General features: G+C 54.4%; 16 protein-coding genes. 3 read left to right on the top strand and 13 right to left on the bottom strand.

Features of this window, described 5'->3' with window-relative positions; translation table 11 throughout:
- Window positions 1–7: 7 nt before the first annotated feature.
- The 10 genes from YERSI8AC_RS21125 to YERSI8AC_RS21080 form a co-directional block, all read right to left on the bottom strand.
- Window positions 8–1000, bottom strand: a complete 993-nt coding sequence (locus YERSI8AC_RS21125) for an ornithine cyclodeaminase family protein (protein ID WP_159177501.1) — start codon at window positions 998–1000, stop codon at window positions 8–10.
- 151 nt (window positions 1001–1151) lie between these two features.
- Window positions 1152–2612 carry an NAD-dependent succinate-semialdehyde dehydrogenase gene (locus YERSI8AC_RS21120; protein ID WP_159177500.1) on the bottom strand — a complete coding sequence of 487 codons (1461 nt, stop codon included), beginning with the start codon at window positions 2610–2612 and terminating at the stop codon, window positions 1152–1154.
- 64 nt (window positions 2613–2676) lie between these two features.
- Entirely contained in the window at window positions 2677–4335 is a 1659-nt protein-coding gene (locus tag YERSI8AC_RS21115) for an ABC transporter ATP-binding protein (protein ID WP_159177499.1), read from the bottom strand.
- A gap of 4 nt (window positions 4336–4339) precedes the next feature.
- Entirely contained in the window at window positions 4340–5248 is a 909-nt protein-coding gene (locus YERSI8AC_RS21110) for an ABC transporter permease (RefSeq protein WP_159177498.1), read from the bottom strand.
- Complete coding sequence (locus tag YERSI8AC_RS21105; protein WP_159177497.1) at window positions 5245–6201, bottom strand: ABC transporter permease; 957 nt, start codon at window positions 6199–6201, stop codon at window positions 5245–5247. The genes YERSI8AC_RS21110 and YERSI8AC_RS21105 overlap by 4 nt, the downstream gene beginning before the upstream one ends.
- Before the next feature lie 102 nt (window positions 6202–6303).
- Entirely contained in the window at window positions 6304–7944 is a 1641-nt protein-coding gene (locus YERSI8AC_RS21100) for an ABC transporter substrate-binding protein (protein WP_159177496.1), read from the bottom strand.
- Window positions 7945–8061: 117 nt separating this feature from the next.
- Window positions 8062–9336: an NAD(P)/FAD-dependent oxidoreductase gene (locus YERSI8AC_RS21095; protein WP_159177495.1), complete on the bottom strand. Its 1275-nt coding sequence runs from the start codon at window positions 9334–9336 to the stop codon at window positions 8062–8064.
- A gap of 34 nt (window positions 9337–9370) precedes the next feature.
- The gene (locus YERSI8AC_RS21090; RefSeq protein ID WP_159177494.1) at window positions 9371–10045 is read right to left on the bottom strand and encodes a haloacid dehalogenase type II; all 675 of its coding nucleotides are present in this window, start codon (window positions 10043–10045) and stop codon (window positions 9371–9373) included.
- A 165-nt stretch (window positions 10046–10210) separates the two neighbouring features.
- Entirely contained in the window at window positions 10211–11542 is a 1332-nt protein-coding gene (locus YERSI8AC_RS21085) for an NAD(P)/FAD-dependent oxidoreductase (RefSeq protein ID WP_159177493.1), read from the bottom strand.
- A gap of 57 nt (window positions 11543–11599) precedes the next feature.
- Window positions 11600–13075: an aldehyde dehydrogenase family protein gene (locus tag YERSI8AC_RS21080; protein ID WP_159177492.1), complete on the bottom strand. Its 1476-nt coding sequence runs from the start codon at window positions 13073–13075 to the stop codon at window positions 11600–11602.
- Window positions 13076–13328: 253 nt separating this feature from the next.
- Here YERSI8AC_RS21080 and YERSI8AC_RS21075 point away from each other — a divergent pair, with 253 nt between their 5' ends.
- Together YERSI8AC_RS21075 and YERSI8AC_RS21070 are read left to right on the top strand one after the other, a co-directional pair.
- Window positions 13329–14198 carry a GNAT family N-acetyltransferase gene (locus tag YERSI8AC_RS21075; protein WP_159177491.1) on the top strand — a complete coding sequence of 290 codons (870 nt, stop codon included), beginning with the start codon at window positions 13329–13331 and terminating at the stop codon, window positions 14196–14198.
- Between the two features lie 15 nt (window positions 14199–14213).
- Entirely contained in the window at window positions 14214–15509 is a 1296-nt protein-coding gene (locus YERSI8AC_RS21070) for an amidohydrolase (protein WP_159177490.1), read from the top strand.
- A 95-nt stretch (window positions 15510–15604) separates the two neighbouring features.
- Here YERSI8AC_RS21070 and YERSI8AC_RS21065 read toward each other — a convergent pair whose 3' ends face one another.
- Both YERSI8AC_RS21065 and YERSI8AC_RS21060 read right to left on the bottom strand, forming a co-directional pair.
- Window positions 15605–16450 (bottom strand): alpha/beta fold hydrolase, encoded by an 846-nt coding sequence (locus YERSI8AC_RS21065; RefSeq protein ID WP_159177489.1) that lies wholly within the window; start codon window positions 16448–16450, stop codon window positions 15605–15607.
- 461 nt (window positions 16451–16911) lie between these two features.
- A complete protein-coding gene (locus tag YERSI8AC_RS21060; RefSeq protein ID WP_159177488.1) occupies window positions 16912–17550 on the bottom strand; it encodes an NAD(P)-dependent oxidoreductase in 639 nt (212 codons plus the stop codon).
- A 110-nt stretch (window positions 17551–17660) separates the two neighbouring features.
- Here YERSI8AC_RS21060 and YERSI8AC_RS21055 point away from each other — a divergent pair, with 110 nt between their 5' ends.
- Window positions 17661–18566 carry a LysR family transcriptional regulator gene (locus tag YERSI8AC_RS21055; protein WP_159177487.1) on the top strand — a complete coding sequence of 302 codons (906 nt, stop codon included), beginning with the start codon at window positions 17661–17663 and terminating at the stop codon, window positions 18564–18566.
- Here YERSI8AC_RS21055 and YERSI8AC_RS21050 read toward each other — a convergent pair.
- Complete coding sequence (locus tag YERSI8AC_RS21050) at window positions 18563–19261, bottom strand: FadR/GntR family transcriptional regulator (protein WP_236557379.1); 699 nt, start codon at window positions 19259–19261, stop codon at window positions 18563–18565. The two genes, YERSI8AC_RS21055 and YERSI8AC_RS21050, sit on opposite strands and share 4 nt — an antisense overlap.
- Between the last annotated feature and the right edge of the window lie 250 nt (window positions 19262–19511).

The raw sequence follows: 19511 nt of genomic DNA, 5'->3' as shown, positions 1-19511 counted from the left end.
AATAATGTTAGTTAAAAAATTCGAAAAAAGTCCCAGTATTGCTTTTGATCGCATTGTTATAAATTTTTATGGCAGTGGTGTTGTCTTGTATGGCCATTCCTGTAGAGTCGAAAATTGTGATTTCTTTATCATTTTCTCTTCCAGGTTTTTTGTTCAGAATTATTTCGCCAATTTCGCCATGGATAGAGTCTTTGGTAATGATGTTTTTACTTAAAGGGTGCCATGTTTCTCCTTTTTCAACGCACTGCTCTATGGAGTCATTTACTATTTTGGCATTTCTGAATATCTCTGGGTCCAGTTCTTGTTTACCTTGCTGGTCTGTACCAATGGCAACAATGTGTGTGCCGGGCTTGATCCAGTCTGCATCGACCAGTGGACCTTTTCCACGGGTTGTAGTAACTAATATGTCAGCCTGCTCAACGGCCTCTTTTTTTGAATTTGCTAAGATCACAGGAATACCGAACTCACTTTCGATATCTTCCTTATAGCTGGCAAGCGTCTCCGGAGTTCTGCTCCAGGCATGGATTTCTTCAATCTTCATCACTTCATTGATTGCTCGAATTTGCATCCTTGCTTGGTTGCCGGTGCCAATCGTCGTGATTTTTTTTGAGTTCTTTCTTGCTAGCACTTTTACCGAAACAGCCCCCGCGGCTCCAGTTCTAAGTCCGGTGATCAAACTTCCATCCATAACACAGATCAACGCGCAACTCATCGCATCGAATAGGAGTATGGTTCCCATACCGCTAGGTAGGCCGTGTGCTGCCGGGTTATCAACAAAACCTCCTGAAGAGGATTTCATCGATATAATTTCATTAGCTTTATAGTAGCCAAGTTTAAAATCGATTTCTCCGCGAGGAGAAGGCAGATGTATCCCAATATAGTCAGGTTGTACCACCTCCCTGCTGCTGAATGCTTCGTATGCCTCCCGTACAGCATCTATGGTTTCCTTCATACATATTAATTTGCTGACTTCTTCCTTTTTAAGTAAAAGTGTCTTCATTTAAAGTGTCTCTTGATTTTGTAATCAGGTATAAGCTCAGCTATTAATAACGTTTGCATGCGACCTGACCACGAGTGACTTATGGGTATCTATATATTCTTCTAGAAGAGGTGACCGCCATAGCGCGGGCACCTCATTAGCCTTCCTAGAGCTAGTCCAGCCCACCCATATGAAACGCTTTCTCTTCCAGATACTCATCAAGGCCTTGGTGTGCGCCTTCACGGCCTAACCCCGACTGTTTCATTCCACCAAACGGGGCGACTTCCATTGAAATGGAACCGGTGTTGAGGCCGACCATACCGAACTCCAGTGCTTCGCCGACCCGCCAGGCCCGGCGCACGCTCTCGGTAAAAAAGTAGGCAGCTAGCCCGTACGGCGTTGCATTGGCAATGCGTAGGGCTTCTTCTTCTTGCTCAAACTGCATAATGGGTGCCACAGGGCCAAAGGTTTCCTCCTGTGTGATCAGCATGGCTTCGGTGACTTTTTTAATAAGTACCGGCGCCACAAAGCGATCATGGCCACTGGGTACATCGCCAAGCATCAGTTCAGCGCCATGGGATAAGGCGTCATCGATATGGCGAGCGACTTTGCTCACCGCTTGGTCGTTGATAAGTGGGCCGATAGTGGTGCCTTCCTCCATCCCGTCGCCACAGCGCAATGCTTCGATTTCGGTCGCTAGTCGGGCGACAAAGCGGTCATGAATACCGGACTGAACCAGAATGCGGTTAGCGCAGACGCAGGTCTGGCCCGCATTGCGGAATTTGCTCGCCATGGCCCCGGCCACCGCTAGCTCCAGATCGGCATCGTCAAAAATGATTAGTGGGGCGTTGCCGCCCAGTTCCAGGCTAAGGCGCTTAATATCGTCAGCGCTCTGACGCATTAGCAGGCTACCCACCCGCGTAGAACCGGTGAAGGAAAGCTTGCGTACGGTTGGGTTGGAGGTCAGTTCACCGCCAATCCCTTCGGGCAGACCGGTGACAATATTGATGACACCTGGGGGAAAGCCTGCCCGTTCTGAGAGTACCGCCAAAGCGAGCGCCGACAGCGGGGTGAGTTCTGAAGGCTTGATAACGATCGGGCAACCAGCCGCTAACGCTGGCGCGCACTTGCGGGTAATCATCGCTATGGGAAAGTTCCAGGGGGTTATCGCACCGCACACACCCACCGGCTGTTTAAGGATCACAATGCGTCGATCCGCGCTGGGGGAGGGGATGGTCTCGCCATAGGCGCGGCGTGCTTCTTCCGCAAACCACTTGATAAAACTTGCGCCATACTTAACCTCCCCTTGTGATTCGGCCAGCGGCTTCCCCTGTTCAAGGGTCATCAATACCGCCAGGTCGTCGCTGTTTGCCAGTATCAAGGCATGCCAGCGCTCCAGCAGTGCAGCACGCTCTGCCGCAGGGCGGGCACGCCACGCTGGCCAAGCCGCTTCGGCGGCCTCGATTGCACGCCGGGTTTCGCTGGCGCCCATGCTGGGCACGTTGGCTAGCGCTTTGCCGGTGGCGGGGTTAGTGACGATCAGCGTGTCAGCGCTATCGGCATCACACCATTGCGCGTTGATAAAGGCCTGCTCGCGTAGCAGTTCACGGTTATTGAGGGGTAGAGACGACATGTTTTTTCCTTGTCATATAAATAGGCTGGTTTTTAATCGATTGGCGCCATTCAACACCCTTATCTTAAGCTGGCGCGGTTGACGCTTGCGTGTGGCTTGACCATTGGCAATCTTCCAGCCAGCCGGGCTGTAACTCAGGCACTGAGCCGATCAGCTTGCGCGTGTAATCATGCTGTGGCTGATTGAGCACCCTGCTGCAGGGGCCGAATTCCACACATTCACCCTGGTAAAGCACCATGACGTCGTCACACAGTGAACGTACCGTCGATATATCGTGGCTGATAAATAAGTAGGTAACGCCAAGCTCTCGGCGCAGCTCTGCCAACAATTCAAGAATGGCAGCGCCGACGACGGTATCTAACGCCGATGTCACTTCATCGCAAAGAATCAGGTCGGGTTCCGCCGCGAGCGCTCGGGCAAGATTGACGCGCTGTTTTTGACCACCAGAAAGCTCGCTGGGCTTGCGGTCGAGCAGTGTGCGCGGCAGTTTGACGAGATCCATTAACTCTTCAACCCGACGCTTGCGTGCCTCGCGGCTCATATTGAAGTAGGTTTCCAGCGGCCGGTTGAGCAGCCGCCTGACCGAGTGGGCGGGGTTGAGCGCATTGTCGGCGCTCTGGAAGACGATCTGGATACGCCGAAACTGGTCGGGTGTGCGGCCACGCAGCGTCGGCGGTAGCTCACGGCAATTGAACTGAACCTCCCCCCGTGACGGGGCCACCAACCCAGCGACTGCCCGGGCAAGCGTTGATTTGCCGGACCCGGATTCACCAATCACGCCTAACGCCTGACCGCGATCAATGCGCAGTTGGATATGATCCAGCACGACATTTTTCGGCAGCCCATTGCGATCACAGCGCCCGTAGCCCACTTGCAGATCATCGATACGCAACAGTTCGTCGTCGCTTGTCGGAAGGCCAGTGGGCACGCGGGTCTCCGGTCGCGCCGCCGCCAATAAGCTACGCGTGTAGGCATGGCCTGGATTGTCCAGGATTTGCCCAATGGGCCCTTGCTCCTGCTCCTCCCCGGCCTGTAGCACCAGCACGTGATCGGCAATCTGTGCCACCACGGCGAGGTCGTGAGAGACGTACAGCGCCGTGGTACCCCGCTCGCGCATAACGCGCTTGAAGGCCCGCAGCACATCGACCTGGGTGGTCACATCCAGTGCCGTGGTCGGCTCATCCAAAATCACCAGGGCGGGATCGGTAATCAGGGCCATGGCGGCCATAAGGCGCTGTAGCTGGCCCCCGGAGACCTGGTGGGGATATCGGTCGCCGATATGTTCTGGGTCGGGCAGGGCCAGCTCGCCAAACAGCTGAATGGCTTTCTGCTGCGCTTGCTGGCGATCCATCACGCCATGGATAAGCGCGCCTTCGATGACCTGATCCATCAGGCGGCGTGAGGGATTGAACGCTGCTGCGGCGCTTTGGGCAATGTAGGTCACCCGGTGGCCGCGCAGTGCACGGGTTTCCACGGCTGAAAGCGAAAGTATGTCGGTCTCTCCCAACTGCACGCTGCCACCGGCAATCCTGCATCCGCGCCTGGCATACCCCATCATGGCCAGCGCAATGGTGGTCTTGCCCGAACCGGACTCACCGATTAATGCCATCACTTCGCCAGGCTTAAGCGCGAAATTGATCTGGCTGACGATAGTGCGCTCATCCTCACCAGGCGGGGTCGCACAGATATCAAGATCGCGTACGATCAGTGATTCACCTTGCATAGTGTCACTCCTTCTGGTTGTCGCGGCTGCTCGACAGGCTGTCGATCAATAGATTGGCACCGACGGTTAATGAACCAATGGCCAGCGCCGGGGCAATCACTGCCAACGCCCCCTGGCTAAGGCCACCGATATTTTCGCGCACCAGAGAGCCCAGATCGGCGACGGGGGGTTGCACGCCTAGCCCCAAAAAACTCATGCCACTGAGCAGCAGGACGATAAACACAAAACGCATGCCCATATCGGTGAGCACGGATTGGATCATGTTAGGAAAAATTTCCACAGCGGCTATGTAAAGCCGTCCTTCTCCCCGGGTACGAGCGACCTGCACGTACTCCAGGGTGGCGAGATTTTTAGCCAAACTATGGGCAATACGGAAAGAGCCCGGCGCATAGCTGAGCACTGCTGCCAGGATAAGCAGAGGAATAGAGGTGCCAAAGGCTGACACCATCACCAGGGCCATCATTTTGCTGGGGATCGAGATGAGTGTGTCGAATATCCGGCGGATACTCTCCTCCAGCCAGTTCGGCAGTAACACTGTTAACATGCCAAATCCCGCCCCAACCAGGCTCGACAATAGCGCGGCCACCAGCGCCAGACCCACAGTATAGCGAGCACCCGTTAACATGCGGCTGAGCATATCGCGGCCCATGTAGTCGGTGCCGAGCAGGTGGGTGGAGCTTGCCCCGCCGTATATCTGATCAGAGACAAAGGCCCCCATTGGGTAGGGGGCGAACAGTGGTCCAAATATGGCCACTAACAGCCAGAAGCTGAACAAGCCAAGACCGATCCAACGGGTTAGTTGCAGCCGGGAATGGTTGCGTTGTTTGGGTGAGGTAATCGGCAGGCGACTGCCCGCCATAGCCTGTTGATGTATGTTTCCCTTGGTGGATGTTATTGCCTTGATGTTATTCATTGGTTTCGCAGCCTCGGGTTAGAGAGGATCGCGCACAGGTCGGCCAGCAGGACCAGCAGTAGATATGCGCCGCAAAAAATCATTGCGCAAGCCTGTACCAGGGCGAGATCGCGGTTGGAAACCGCATCGACCATCAAACTGGCGATGCCTGGATAATTGAAGATGGTTTCGACAATAATGACGCTGCCGATCAGGTAAGAGAGGCTCATTGCCACTGTATTAGCAATCGGGCCGACGGCGTTAGGCAGCGCATGGCGCAGTACACGCCGCACAGGCGGAACGCCTTTGAGGCGGGCCATCTCAACATAAGCGCTGTCGAGTTGGTCAATTAAAGCGGCCCGCGTCATACGCGCCATTTGGGCAATTAATACGCTACACAGGGTGAGCACCGGCATAGCGTAAATTTTCATAAAGGCGCCCAAGCTGTCGACGGTTGACACATAGGAGAGTGCCGGTAGCCAGCCGAGTTGCACGGCGAAAATCAGCACCGCCAGGGTGGCGACCAGAAACTCGGGCACCGCCACCATCGACAGGGTGATCAGGTTCAGGGTGCGGTCAAGAATCCCCCCCCGACGCATGGCAGCAGCGATACCCATGATGAGTGCCACGGGGACTGAGATAACGGTTGTAATGCCGGCTAGCAATAGCGAACTGGGTAGGCGATCATTGACCAGTTGTATAACATCTACGCCGTTGCTGGCAGAGCGGCCAAGGTCGCCGGTGACAAAACTGCTGAGCCATTGCCAGTAACGCAACAAGGGTGGTTGGTCGAGACCTAGCTGGGCACGCAGTGCCTCTACCTGTTCAGGCGTGGCAAATTGGCCTAGCACCTGCTGGGCGGTATCGCCTGGTAGCAGCGAGGTAATCGCAAAGATCACCAGCGATACCATCAGTAGGGTAATAAGACTGGAAGCTAAGCGACCTAGCACCAGTCCAAAAAGAGAGTCACGCATCATTCTTCTCCGGCTCAAGAGCCATTGTTATCATCACCAGGGCTATGTTATGCGCACCAGTGATGATATCTATGGTCTGTAATCACAGTAAGGGAGCAGAAATTAGCCTTTCCACCAGACATATTCAGCGAACATATAGCCCATAAAGCCACCCAGAGGTACGGTGCGATCCATCCCGCCAATTCGTTTGTCGTAGCCTTCAACGCTGCTTATGAAGACGGGGATACCGATACCGCCTTCTTCATGAATCATGGTCTGCATATCGGCGTACATCTGTTTGCGGGTGGCTTCATCGGGTTCAGCCCGTGAGGCAATCACTAATTGATCAAACTGCTCGTTGTGCCAGCCGGCTTCATTCCATGCTGCACTGGATAGGAAAAACTGCGAGAGCAAAATGTTGTCCGTAGGGCGCGGATCGATATTGCCGAATCCGAGTGGATGCTTCATCCAGTGGTTCGACCAGTAGCCATCGGAGGGAACCCGGTTGATATTAAGGTTTAACCCGGCCTGAGCCGCAGACTGCTGAAGGAGCACGGCTATATCTTCTGACGATTTAGCTGCTGGAGAAGCTACTAGCGGTACGGTAGCACCTGCCAGCCCTGCTTTGGCTAGTAAAGAAGCTGCTCGCTCTGGATCGTACTCGCGCTGAGGAAGGCCATCGAAGTAATAGGGAGAGCTTGGGGTAATAGGGTGATCGTTAGCGATCTCACCATAGCCCCGCAGGGCGACGCGCTTGATCTGCTCGCGGTCGAAGAGATACTTCATCGCCTCGCGAAATTCAGGTCGGCTGGTAGGCTGTTGGTCAAAGCGCATAACCAAATCGGTGTAGTTACCCGCGTTAGTCGCTTTCACTTGGTAGCCGTCAATAGTTTTCATGCGCTCCGCAGAGTTGCCACTCACTTCATTAATCATATGCACATCGCCGGAGAGAAGCGCATTGACCCGCGAAGATTCGTCGCTGATACCCACCATCTCGATGGCATCCAGGTAGGGCTGACCATCGCGCCAGTAGTTCTCATTCCGAAGGCCTAGCGAACGCACGCCGGGAGTAAACTCTTGGCACTTAAAGGCGCCGGTACCTAGCCCTTTCGAGAAATCGTTAGTGCCGTCTACCACAATGGCCAGATGCGGAACGGCCAGGATAGAGGGTAACTCAATATTGGGAGAGGAGAGATTGAATTCGACGCGCTGATCGTCCAACGCTCTAATACTTTCAATTTGATCGACTAGGGTGGCGACCTTCGAACCCGTTGCGGGGTCTTTATGCCGCATGATCGAAAAAATTACGTCCTGAGGCGTTAACGGTTTACCGTCATGGAAAGTAACACCGCGACGCAGGGTAAAGATCCAATGGCTGCCGTTGTCAGTATTTTCAAACGACTCTGCCAGGCAGGGTTGGGGCGTCATACTCTCATCGAACTGTGTCAGTCCGTTATAAAACATGTAAGTACGGGCGTAGTCGATGGCCGTCGCTCCTAACGCAGGATCCAAAGTATCTTTAGTTGAGGAGGAGTGCGCCGCGACGCGAATACGGCCGCCGTACTGAGGTGTCGCGTTTTCGCTATCCGCCGCCCATGCCGAAGAAAAACCGGGAAAGGAACCGGCCGCGGCAGCAAAGACACCTGCCGCGCCAATGACTTTCATGGCCTCGCGTCGAGACATTCCGCGCTGCATGGCGTTGTAAACCTGCATGCTTTGTTCGGGAGAAACAAACAGATCATTGGGGTGTTTTTCACGTGTCATAAGCCTTCTCCTTACTGCGATTAAGTGTTTTTGTGAGTCTGGCAGCGTTTGTTTAGCTCTTTTTGTTGTAGTGTTTTTATAGTTTTGGTGTAGTGCCGTGTTGGCTTCGGTTATGGCTTAATGCAATCGATCCTGTAGTCGGTACCAGCTACCCACTAAAGGTAAAAACCACGGTTTACCAAAATGGCCGGGTATGGCTGGCCACTTAGTGTCTTGCCAAGGGTGGCTTTGGCGATTGCCTAGGATGACATCGGCGAGGACATGCCCCATATGCACCGACATCTGTACGCCATGGCCGCTATAGCCCATGGCGTAGTACATGCCGTTGTGCTGCCCTGCATGGGGAAACCGGTCTTGGCTCATATCTACCAGCCCGCCCCAGCAGTAGTCGAGCCGCACCCCTTTTAATTGGGGAAAGGCTGCTTCCAGCCCCCGGCGCAGTATCTCGCCGCTTTTGGCATCCGATTGGCTGCCGGACATGGCAAACCGTGCCCGCCCGCCAAACAGCAGCCGATTGTCGGCGGTAAGCCGGAAGTAGTGACCGACGATGCGGCTGGTGACATAGGAGCGTCGCTGGGGTAACAGCTGGGCACACTGGGCGGCTGAAAGCGGCTCGGTGACAACAATAAAGCTGCCCACCGGTACCAGGCGGCGGCGAAACCAGCTTAGCGGCCCTGTTTGCGAAGCACCGGTGGCCAACAGCACGTTTTCGGCACGAATATCCCCGCTGGGTGTGCCTAATCGATACGCTGACGCCTCACGGATTAAGCGGGTCATCGGCGTATGTTCAAATATATGTGCACCATGGCTGGCCGCCGCTTCGGCTAAGCCGATACCGAAGCGCCCCATATGCATTTGACCACCGTTATGCTGCAGCAACCCGCCATGGTAGAGCGGTGAATCGACCTCTTCTTTAACGGCGGCTGCGGACAGCATCTCCACGTCGCTATCCACATCACGGCGAATGGCATCGCAGGTGCGCGCCAGTTTTTCGTAGTGTTCCGGTTTAGCCGCCAGTTTCAGCTTGCCGTGGTGCAGGTAGTCGCAGTCGATAGCTTCATCGGCAATCACCTGTTCGACGCTGGAGACGGCATTGGCGTAGGTGGTGTAGTGAGCAATAGCGCGTTCGCGGCCAAGCTGCTCGACCAGACTGGCGTAGTCTTGAGCCACGCCGGTGTTGCACTGACCGCCGTTGCGCCCTGAAGCTTCACCAATGAGTTGGCCCGCTTCCAGTAGCGCTACACGGGCACCGCCTCGGGCTAGCGTGCGGGCAGCCGATAGCCCGGTAAAACCACCACCCACCACCGCAACATCGTAGTGCTCTTGAGTGAATGCTTGCTGGCCCCCGCTAAAGGACGGAGCCGTGGACAGCCAATAGGAGTTAAGTTGCATGGGCGACTCCTGCACGGTTCGCGTAATAAACGGCTTAAAGGCCGACGAGTGCTGGCAAGTCGCGGATATCGTTAATTTTGGTGGCCCCATAGCCGTCGCAATAGGGTTCGTGATTGCGTGCCACGAAGGCTTTGTTCTTAATACCCATTAGGTGAGCTGAAATAAGGTCATAGCGGAAGCTTGATGAGACGTGCAGCAGCTCTTCTGGGTGGCAGTCCAAACTGTCGATCATGGCTTCGAAGGCGGCTAAACGTGGCTTATAGACTTTGAACGTATCGGCGGTGAAGACTTTGTGAAAGGGCACCTCAAGCTTTTGCACGTTCGACATGATTTGGCTGTCATCGGCGTTGGAATAAATCACCAGAGGGATTTTGTCGGCAATTTTAGCCAGTCCCTCAATCACGTCTGGATGTGGACCCCAGGTAGGCACCGCCTGATAATAGAGCATGCCTTCGTTGTCACGGTATTCGATGCCCCAACGTTTGCAGGTGCGCTCCAGCGCCGCGCAGAGAACCTCGGCGTAGGGCTTCCACTCGCCGAGCACTTCGTCAAAACGATAGGCGCCAAAGTCTTGTACGAAGCGCTCCATGCGGTCAGCATCGGGGATGCGATCAGCGAAAATCTCGCGCGTCATGCGCCCCATCTGGAAGTTGGTGAGTGTGCCGTAACAATCAAAGGTGATGTACTTAGGGCGCATAATCTCGCTCATGGTGTTTGATCCTCTTTATAGTGATGGTGGTTAAGTCGTCCTTTAGCGCATCCACTCATTTCATTACAGCATTCTTGAGCAGGCGCCAGACGCTGAAAGTGCGCGCTTGGCTAACACAAACCGCATTTTTTTTGGATGGATGCAGCACAGAATGCGGCAAGCTGCTTACATCATTTCTGGCTGGCGAATACGGCTGCCATTGGAAAACCGTTTGATGTGGTAAGGCATGGGATCGACAACGGGTGTTGAGTTTGTCGCCAAATCGGCTGCCAGCCTTCCTGCTCCAGGCCCAATACCAAAGCCGTGGCCGCTAAAGCCAGCGGCGACAATAAAGCCTGGGATGGCATCAACTGGGGAAATGATGGGTATCATATCCGGCGTGGTGTCGATCATTCCGGCCCAAGCGCGGGCAATATGGACACCTTTAAGCGCGGGATACTCTGACTGCAGTGCAGCCAGGGCAGCCCGTGCTTGAGGCAGGTCAGGGGTGGGGTCAAGAACTCGCTGACGTTCAAACGGCGATATCTGATCAAACTGCCAGCTTCCTGCTGCTTCTGGACCGTTAAAGAAAGAAGAGCCAATGCGTATCTGCAGCTTCTTGGCTAATTTACTGCGGTAGGCAGCGTAGAATTTACGTGCGTAGCGAAGCCCTTGTGGGCTAATTTCTACTCGGCCAAATCCTGGAAGTGCCAAAGTGTAGCTACCATCAAGGCGGCGTCGCAGAGCTACCTTGGGGGTGGTAATACAGCCATTTGTTACCTCCGGTGCGGCGGTGGTCTGCAGCACGGTGCCCATGATATTGGCTGAGGGTAGCTCCACGCCGTGGCGACGACAGAAGCGAGAGCTCCAGGCCCCGCCTGCACAGATGACAGTCGAAGTTTTTATGAATCCGTGCTCGGTCCAAACACCGCTCACTCGTCCGCCCTGCATTTCAAGCCCGCGGACAGCACAATTTTGGTGAATATAGGCGCCTTGTTCACGGGCCCCAGTGGTGATAGCCGAGCAGGCCATCGAGGGTTCTGCAAGTGCATCGTTTGGGGACCAAACGCCGCCAATACATGGCGTAGTGGTGCCTGGTGCACGCGCACGTGCTTCTTCGGCACTTAGCATTTGGCTGGTAAAGCCCTGTTCGCGGGCTTGTCGTCCCCATGCCTCCCATTTAGCAAGGTTGGCTTGGCTATCTGTGGTGTAAAGAATTCCGTTGCGACGAAACCCCACGTCATGCCCAATCTCTTTGGAGAACGCTTCCCAGCGATCAACACTGTACATGGCGAGTGGTAGTTCGAACATGTCACGATTCTGCTGACGTACCCAACCCCAGTTACGGCTTGACTGCTCACACCCGATAAGCCCCTTCTCCAGCAGTGCAACCGATACCCCTTGTCGGGCCAGCTCATATGCTGCGGTTGTGCCCACAATACCGCCCCCTATTACGACAACATCAACCTGCTCAGCCAGTGCGGGACTATCTTGTACGGCGTCCACATTGATAAACATGCTGCTACCCCCATTTTGTAGATAAAGTACTCATCCAGTACGTTGCGGCTGCGCAATTCACTGGTTGAGGTCGATCAGCACGCTTTTGTGCTGCAGGCAGGCATCAAACGCTGCCCGACCTAGGTCTCGGCCCACACCAGAACGCTTGTAGCCGCCAGTGGGCAGAATGTAATCGTTACTTCGACCGTAGCGGTTAACCCATACCGTGCCCGCCGAGAGGCTTTTTACGGTACGTAGCGCGCGACCCAGATCAGCGGTATGAATACCAGCAGCCAAACCGTAAACATCGTGTTCGGCCAGCGCTAACGCCTCCTCTTCATTTTCGAAGGTCTGGATCGTTAACACGGGGCCGAAGATTTCTTCCTCTACGGCTGGATTGTGGCGGTCATTCATATGCAGCAGGGTGGGTTGGTAAAAGTGGCCACCATCATTTCGTTCAAAGCGTTCCCCACCGCTCAGCAGCTCAGCGCCAGCTTCACGTGCGCGTGCCACGATGGATTCAATACGCTCCAACTGGGTGTTGGAAATAATCGGTGAAAACCAACCGCCTGTTTTCCAGGTGTGACCAGGGGTGAGGGCTTGGAAAAGCCCACTAAGCCGCTCGATCATGGGCTCAAGCAGTTCGCGTTGGATCAATAACCGCGAACCTGCGACACACACTTGCCCAGCGTTGCCGGTAATCGCGGCGGCAAGGGTTTTTGCGGTTCGATCAATATCCGGGATATCCGCAAACACCAGTTGAGGGCTTTTGCCACCAAGCTCCAGGGTGACCGGTTTGGGCCCGGTTTCTGCACAGGCGCCCATGATGGTGCGCCCGGTGACCGTTGATCCAGTGAAGGTTACCTTGGCTACATAGGGGTGACGACATAGCGCATCGCCGGTCAACGGTCCATTACCCTGGATGACGTTGAACACCCCTGGTGGCATGCCTGCCTCAATGGCTAACTCTGCCAGCCGTACGGCGGTGAAAGGGGTCATCTCTGAAGGCTTAAGCACCACCGTGTTACCCGCCGCCAAGGCAGGGGCTACTTTCCAGCAGGTCATGCTGAGCGGGAAGTTCCAGGGCGCTATCGCGCCAACGACGCCCAGCGGCTCGGCAATCTGCATGCCCAGATGGTCGTGGGCAGTCGCGGCTACCTCGCCGCCGTGCTTATCGGCGAATTCAGCAAAAAAGCGAATGCCCTCAGCGGTGTAGGGCACATCCCATGCCCGTGCCTGATCAATTGGCCGAGTGGAGCCGAGTGATTCCAGCGGGGCGAGGTAGTCAATATCAGCTTCAATCAGATCCGCCCAACGTCGCATAATGCGTGCCCGTTCCCGCGGCGCGCAGCGTGACCACTCTCCGCGCAAAAAAGCTTGGTGAGCACTGGTCACCGCATCATCGACGCGACTAGCATCGGCCATGGGCAGTTCGGCATAGACGGCCCCGTCGGAGGGGCGCGATACGCTGAGAGCACTTGAGTCACTAACACGCTGTCCCTGAATAAAGTGCGCACAGGGAAGGGCAATACGCCCAGGATCGAAACTTGGCATGATTGTTCTCGATTTTAAAAGGAGTAGGCATGTTCCATTAGGGAACCAAAACGTAGCTACCATCCTAGGTCGTATGCCCCAGCATGCGGTGCTGAGTACAGGGGGGTTGGGCGCAGGTGATGCGCTCACCTGTAGCGGCGACGGTCAAATCTGCTGAATTGCGTAAAGCGCCCTTTTATGGCGTGGCATCGCACCGCCCTGAGTGCCAAAGTAGCGGCAAACTGTTCAACATTAGCTCAAGGAAAATAGTGCGATGACTGACTCTCCATCTACGGCAGCTTCAGCTAAAGCTCCCTCACGCTGTGATAGCGATGGTTTACAGTGGCGAACAATGACCGTTCACGATCTTAAGGCGGCGCATAGCCTGTCGCTCAGACTTGGCTGGCCTCATCGCATAGACGATTGGCGCCAAATGCTCGACGTGGGAGAAGGTGTCGTCTTAGAAAACCTCGAAGGCGAATTGATTGGTACGGGGTTCTGCCTCAATCAAGGACTCGTTGCCACAGTGGGGTTGGTGGTTATTAGCGACGTCTGGCAGGGCCACGGCTTGGGGCGTGAGATGATGAAGCGCTTGATGACAATCGCGGACGCGAGAACGATGCTATTAGTGGCTACGAGCGCTGGCTTGCCGTTGTACCAAAAGTTAGGGTTTGAGCCATGCAATCGGATCTGCCAATACCAAGGGGGGGTAAATGGCGCATCTCCGGCGCCGCTATTGCCTGGCTTACGCGCGATAGAGGCAAGCGATCATGCTGCACTGCTCGCCCTCTCGCCCGACAACCCGGCTTATGCGGCTGCCGTTCGATATGCAAGTGGTGGGGTAGTGATTGAAAATGAGGGCGTAATTGAAGGGCTGGCGCTTAAGCGTCCATTTGGACGCGGTGAGCATATTGGTCCCATTCTGGCACGCAGTGCCGAACAAGCCCAGGCGCTGGTATCGGCACTGCTGACGGATGCTGAGGGTGATTTTATACGCATCGACTTGGTTGATCCCGGCGACGATAGCTGGCTCACTGCAACCGGGCTTACTTGCGTCGACGAAGTCACTCGCATGCGCTGTGGCGATGCTGTAGCGGAAGGGCCACTAACGCGCTTTGGCTTGATTACTCAGGCAATGGGTTAGCCTTGGAGGCATCTTATGGACGCTAATATAAGGGATGCAGCCAACTCCATCGCTGCTCAGCTCTATGTCCAACGGCGTGATTTCCATCGCTATCCTGAGCAGGGGTGGATGGAGTTTCGCACCGCCAGCCATGTGGCTGAGCGGCTTAGCCAATTGGGCTTTGCCGTTCAGTTGGGGCCAGAAGTAGTGAGTGATAGCGCGCGTATGGGCGTGCCGGATATACAAACGCTGAACGAAGCGTTGGCACGTGCACGTACTCAGGGTGCCATTGAGCGCTGGTTGCCTGCCTTGGAAGGGGGCTTTACCGGCGTGGTGGGTACACTGGATACCCAGCGACCTGGGCCAACCCAGGCATTCCGTTTCGACCTTGATGCGTTGCCAATCGTTGAGTCCACTGAGGAACATCACCGTCCTTACCAGGAGGGTTTTCACTCGCTCAACCAAGGTTCTATGCATGCCTGCGGTCATGATGGCCATGCCACCATTGGGCTGGGGATGGCGGAACTGCTGTGCCAATTTTCCAGCCAGCTGTGTGGCAAAATAAAATTGATTTTTCAACCCGCCGAAGAAGGCGTTCGGGGTGCCCAATCGATGGTCGAAGCGGGTGTCGTGGATGACGTTGATAGGCTGGTTGCGACGCACTTGGGGCTCGGCCACGCCAGCGGTCATGTAATTTGCGCCGCCGATGGTTTTCTTGCCACCACCAAACTGGATGCGTACTTTTCAGGCACAGCAGCCCACGCCGGCGGGCAGCCAGAGGTCGGCCAAAATGCCTTGCTGGCAGCAGCCCAGGCTGCTCTTGGTTTGCATGCCATTGCCCCCCATAGCAAAGGCGCTGCGCGGGTTAATGTCGGCCAACTGCATGCCGGGAGTGGGCGTAATATCATTGCCGATAGTGCGCTGTTACGGCTGGAAACCCGTGGTGCCACAGCGGATATAAATGGCTATTTGGAAAGTCGTGCCCACGAGGTACTTAAAGGCGCTGCCGCTATGCAGGGCGTTAGCGTCTCTATTGAGCGCGTAGGCGCTGCTAGTGCGTGTGCCGCCAGCCCTGCTTTGGTAGAAAACATTGCTTCTTGCCTCGCCGATTATTCTGGTATCACCCAGTTAGTGAGACACGATATAACGCCAGCGGGCTCTGAAGATGCCACCTCACTAATGACTAGAGTGATGGAGCGCGGTGGCCAGGCAAGCTACATGATCTTCGGTGCCGATCTTGCGGCTGGTCATCACAACGCCTGCTTTGACTTTGATGAGGCAGTGATACCACTAGCAGTAGGCGCGTTGATGCAGATAGCTCTTGATTCCTGAATGTGATAGGCCGGCCGTTATTGGTGTGAAAAGCGCTATTCAACCAGCCCCGCTAGGCGGTTATGGCGCTTAGCAGGGCTGGTTGACGGAGGGTTTTAGGCAACCTGACTTTCAAACTCGTTAGGAATCAAAAAACCGCGCAGAATTTTCTCCATTCGTTTGCGTGCATCAGCATGCTCGCGATCAAGAAAATGTCCTGCGTTGGGCACGACTTCGAACTCGCATTTCGGCATATAGTCGTCGGCAATCAGAATGTCTTCCGGCGTTGTGTACTCATCCAGTTTGCCATTCACGAACAGGGTCGGTATCTCAATATTACCCAGTAGCTGCTCGTAGTCGGTGTCGTTCATGGAGAGTATTTGTTCAATATGAAAGCAGACTTGTTGAAGCTCTTGATCATCTAACCGTGAGAGATGCCGGTAATTAATATATTTTAGTAAGCGGGGTAAGTATTTGCCCACTTCTTCATTAAGCAGGTTAGCCGCAGTTTTAACATCGCCAATTTTAATATAATGGCGAGCACCATTGATATAGCGCAGCATGCCGTCGTTAAGCTGAGTTGAAAATGAGGCTAGCACTGCTCTTTTAATCGATGAGGGGGATTGCGCCAATGCCATCATGGCGGCATAGCCTCCCCAAGAAACGGAAAGTAACGACGTTGGTTGGTAACGTTCAATCAGAGCTAGGAGGATATTGACTTCATCCTCCTTGGTAATGATGCCACCCACAGGGTTATGTGGTTTTGACTGGCCAGCAAAAGGCAAGTCAAACAGGATAACGTTTAACCCGTCACTCAAATATTTGACACAGTTGGTAAAAGAGGCGGTAGTAGCTAGCGCGCCGTTGACCATAATAATACTTTCAGTATTTTGTGGCTGTTGATAGATTTCTACATGCACGCAATGATTGCCTATCTTAACGAGCTCGGTGTTGGCTTTCATGATGTTTTCCTTGCAGTAATTGGGTCAGTTAATGCGAGTCTAGTGCGTGCATGTCTGCGTAATGGGTTCTGAACCTAATAAGTTCATTAGCTGTCACAAGTGTGCAAGTTTTTTAGTATTTCTTTATTTGTGTTTACCTGATTGTTGAAGGTATAGGCGACTGCGTATGTAGGATATTGCTGACAGCATTTGTAAGAGATTCGCTATACTTATGTAAGAAATATCTTATAAGTAATTTTTTAATACAAAGTTGTTAAGTAATGTGTGGTCAAGTGAGATTGGATTAATTAACATATGTTAAATATGACTGATGGTTTTACGGCGATGAACGATAAGTTCAGCAAAAAGGTGAAAGAGTAAATAGATGAGGGTAACGGGAAAAGGGGGTGGGGAAATAGAAGAAAGAGGCAACCCCTCACCTATCTCCAGTGAGGGGCATAACGACTTAAAGAGCGACTTGATCAGTACGCGACGCAGAAACGTTGGTTGGTGTTATGTGGGTTTTCCAGCTCATCAATCATGGCGATGGCGTAATCCTGCACGGAAATACGGCTGTTGCCTTCGCTATCGGTGAGTAGCGTATCGCCGCCAAGCCGGAAACTACCCGTGCGCTCGCCGGGGAAAATCTCGGCGGCGGGAGAGAGAAACGTCCACGCTTGCGCCGCTTGCCCGCGCAGCGTTTCAAGGGCCGTTTTCGCCCCTTCCGCCGTGGCCCGGTACTCTGCTGGAAAACCCGGTGCATCTAACAAAAGCTTACCCGGCGCTACCTCGAGCGTCGCCGCGCCACCCACTATCAGTAGCCTGGGTACGGAAGCTTGTTGAGTGGCTGACAAAATCGAGTGAAAGCCTTTGAGGTAATAGCCGTAAACATCCTCTTGGGCATGGCCACTAAAGGCGCTGATAACGGCCTCGGCACCGCGTAGCTGCTCTGCAAGTGCATCGGTATTTAACACATCACTTTTAACGGTAGTGAGATTCTCCTGTGGCGCTACCCGCTCAGGTCGGGTCACTAACGCCGTCACGTGATGGCCGCGGGAGAGCGCTTCGGTTAATAGGGCGGATCCAATGAATCCGCTAGCGCCAATCAGTGCAATCTTCATAACAGTTCTCCTTAAGTAGGTTGTCGCTGCATTGTCGGACGCTTTATTGATTTGAAAAATAGCGATTAACGTAATTTACTGTTATCGATTTCATAACAGTAGGGCGATGAATGACCACCGCCAACGAGTTCGATTTAAACGGTTTACCGATCTTTGTCGCTCTGGTGGAAGCCGGCAGCTTTACCAAAGCAGCGGAGCGGCTAGGCTGCACGAAAACCCGTGTCAGCCTGCAAATTCGGCAGCTGGAAACGCGCCTGGGTGTCACGCTGTTCCTCCGCACCACGCGGCGGGTTCAGCTCACTCAGGCCGGAGAGGCGCTCTACCATCAGTGCCGCCCGCTGTTAATAGATCTACAGGGGGCGCTTGCCAGTGCTGTGAGCGACACCCAACAGCTGCACGGCGAGTTGCGTATCACGGCGCCCGAAGATTACGCCGCCGGGGTGTTGAGCGACGCGGTAGTGGCGTTTAGCCGCTTGCACCCTGCGCTGCATATAGAACTACGTAGCGGCGACCAAGTAAGCGATATGGTGCAGGACGGCATCGATTTAGCGTTTCGTCTAGGCTGGCTAAAAGACTCCACGCTACGCGCCCGTCGAATAGGCACTTTTCAACAGCATGTGGTGGCTGCTCCTGATTATCTGAAACGCTACGGCACGCCTTCACACCCCAAGGCGCTGGAAGACCATGCGTGGATCGCCTTTACACCGTTAAAAGCACCGTTAACTTGGGCTTTCCAGCGACGCGATGAGCGGTATGAGGTGCAAATGAGCGCAGGGTTGGCAGCCAACTCAACGGTGAGCTTAGTCGCACTGATGGTCGCTGGCGGCGGTCTCTCCGTATTGCCGGATATGACCGCGGCGCCAGAGATCGCGGCTGGGCGTTTAGTGCGAGTACTTGAAGAGTGGACACTGCCGGAAGGCGGCGCCTATGCAGTCTATCCGCCGGGGCGGCACATAACCGCCAAAGCGCGCGCATTTATGACCTTTTTTGACGCCTGGTTACAAAGAGAGTCCTAACGGGGTGCTGCACTTAATTCGCTGTCACTTTCATAAGTTAGGTTGGTTTCCCAGCTTTCGCTGCTAACGGCTATCGCTGCATGAATACCGGCGGTATCGCCTGCTTTGAAGGCCGCATAGATAGCTTTATGGTCCTTCAAGGCGGTTTCCGGTAGTGAGCGCATAGAGGTTTCCAGTGCGGCTTCGATCAGTTGCAGTAAGGTTTCGCCGACGCGGATGGTCATGGGGTTATGGGTGCTGTGCAGAATGGCGCGATGGAAGGCAATATCGTGCTTGGAGGTTTGAGCACCCGCGCGGATGGCTTCTTCCATGGCGTCGATACTCTGCTGAATACGTTGATGATCCTCTGCCGTTGCCCCGCTCATTGCTTGAAGTGTGTAAGCCGGTTCAAACATGCGGCGAAACTCCAGTACATCCCGCGTCATGCCTCGCGCCAGGATCATCCCGAACGCCATCGGGTCGACGAGCGGCGTGCCTGGTTCGCGGCGAATCATGGTGCCTTGACCCCGTTTGACCTCAACGATCCCTATCGCTTGCAGCATCTTGATGGCTTCACGCACGCTGGATTTACCAATGCCCAGGGTGTGAGTGAGCTCCGTTTCCGAGGGCAGGTAATCCCCTGGCTTGAGGTCGCCTCGTATAAGAGCGGTTTTAATACGCTCTAGCAGTTGCAGCGCAACTGAACTGCGATCCATTGAATCTCCAAAAGAGGTTGTACGGGTCGAGCTAATCTCGGGCTGGCGTTTAAAACTCATGAGGGCCTCGCGTGGCTCATCGGTGTTTCCTGCATTTTATCAATGCCCTAAGCCTAGCGGCTTAAGACAGCCGATTGCATATATTTAAAAGACATATTCTTATCTTCCATTGTTTTATGTGACTGCCTTGCTAATGGTTTGTTCTTTAGTCTAGTCTGAAATCAGACATCTGATGTCTGTTGTTTGTGAC

It is taken from the genome of Halomonas sp. 113, from assembly GCF_904067645.1.
Classification (GTDB): Bacteria; Pseudomonadota; Gammaproteobacteria; order Pseudomonadales; family Halomonadaceae; genus Vreelandella; species Vreelandella titanicae.
The sequence above is the reverse complement of the archived record's forward strand: the minus strand, read 5'-3'. Positions and strand labels throughout refer to the sequence as shown.

Excerpts from the sequence above, each read along its gene's own strand:
- YERSI8AC_RS21105 (WP_159177497.1), bottom strand. The coding sequence starts at position 6,201 with ATGCGTGACTCTCTTTTTGGACTGGTGCTAGGTCGCTTAGCTTCCAGT.
- YERSI8AC_RS21090 (WP_159177494.1), bottom strand. The coding sequence starts at position 10,045 with ATGAGCGAGATTATGCGCCCTAAGTACATCACCTTTGATTGTTACGGC.
- YERSI8AC_RS21080 (WP_159177492.1), bottom strand. The coding sequence starts at position 13,075 with ATGCCAAGTTTCGATCCTGGGCGTATTGCCCTTCCCTGTGCGCACTTT.
- YERSI8AC_RS21075 (WP_159177491.1), top strand. The coding sequence starts at position 13,329 with ATGACTGACTCTCCATCTACGGCAGCTTCAGCTAAAGCTCCCTCACGC.
- YERSI8AC_RS21115 (WP_159177499.1), bottom strand. The coding sequence starts at position 4,335 with ATGCAAGGTGAATCACTGATCGTACGCGATCTTGATATCTGTGCGACC.
- YERSI8AC_RS21060 (WP_159177488.1), bottom strand. The coding sequence starts at position 17,550 with ATGAAGATTGCACTGATTGGCGCTAGCGGATTCATTGGATCCGCCCTA.
- YERSI8AC_RS21100 (WP_159177496.1), bottom strand. The coding sequence starts at position 7,944 with ATGACACGTGAAAAACACCCCAATGATCTGTTTGTTTCTCCCGAACAA.
- YERSI8AC_RS21055 (WP_159177487.1), top strand. The coding sequence starts at position 17,661 with ATGACCACCGCCAACGAGTTCGATTTAAACGGTTTACCGATCTTTGTC.
- YERSI8AC_RS21065 (WP_159177489.1), bottom strand. The coding sequence starts at position 16,450 with ATGAAAGCCAACACCGAGCTCGTTAAGATAGGCAATCATTGCGTGCAT.
- YERSI8AC_RS21050 (WP_236557379.1), bottom strand. The coding sequence starts at position 19,261 with ATGGATCGCAGTTCAGTTGCGCTGCAACTGCTAGAGCGTATTAAAACC.
- YERSI8AC_RS21110 (WP_159177498.1), bottom strand. The coding sequence starts at position 5,248 with ATGAATAACATCAAGGCAATAACATCCACCAAGGGAAACATACATCAA.
- YERSI8AC_RS21120 (WP_159177500.1), bottom strand. The coding sequence starts at position 2,612 with ATGTCGTCTCTACCCCTCAATAACCGTGAACTGCTACGCGAGCAGGCC.
- YERSI8AC_RS21125 (WP_159177501.1), bottom strand. The coding sequence starts at position 1,000 with ATGAAGACACTTTTACTTAAAAAGGAAGAAGTCAGCAAATTAATATGT.
- YERSI8AC_RS21070 (WP_159177490.1), top strand. The coding sequence starts at position 14,214 with ATGGACGCTAATATAAGGGATGCAGCCAACTCCATCGCTGCTCAGCTC.
- YERSI8AC_RS21085 (WP_159177493.1), bottom strand. The coding sequence starts at position 11,542 with ATGTTTATCAATGTGGACGCCGTACAAGATAGTCCCGCACTGGCTGAG.
- YERSI8AC_RS21095 (WP_159177495.1), bottom strand. The coding sequence starts at position 9,336 with ATGCAACTTAACTCCTATTGGCTGTCCACGGCTCCGTCCTTTAGCGGG.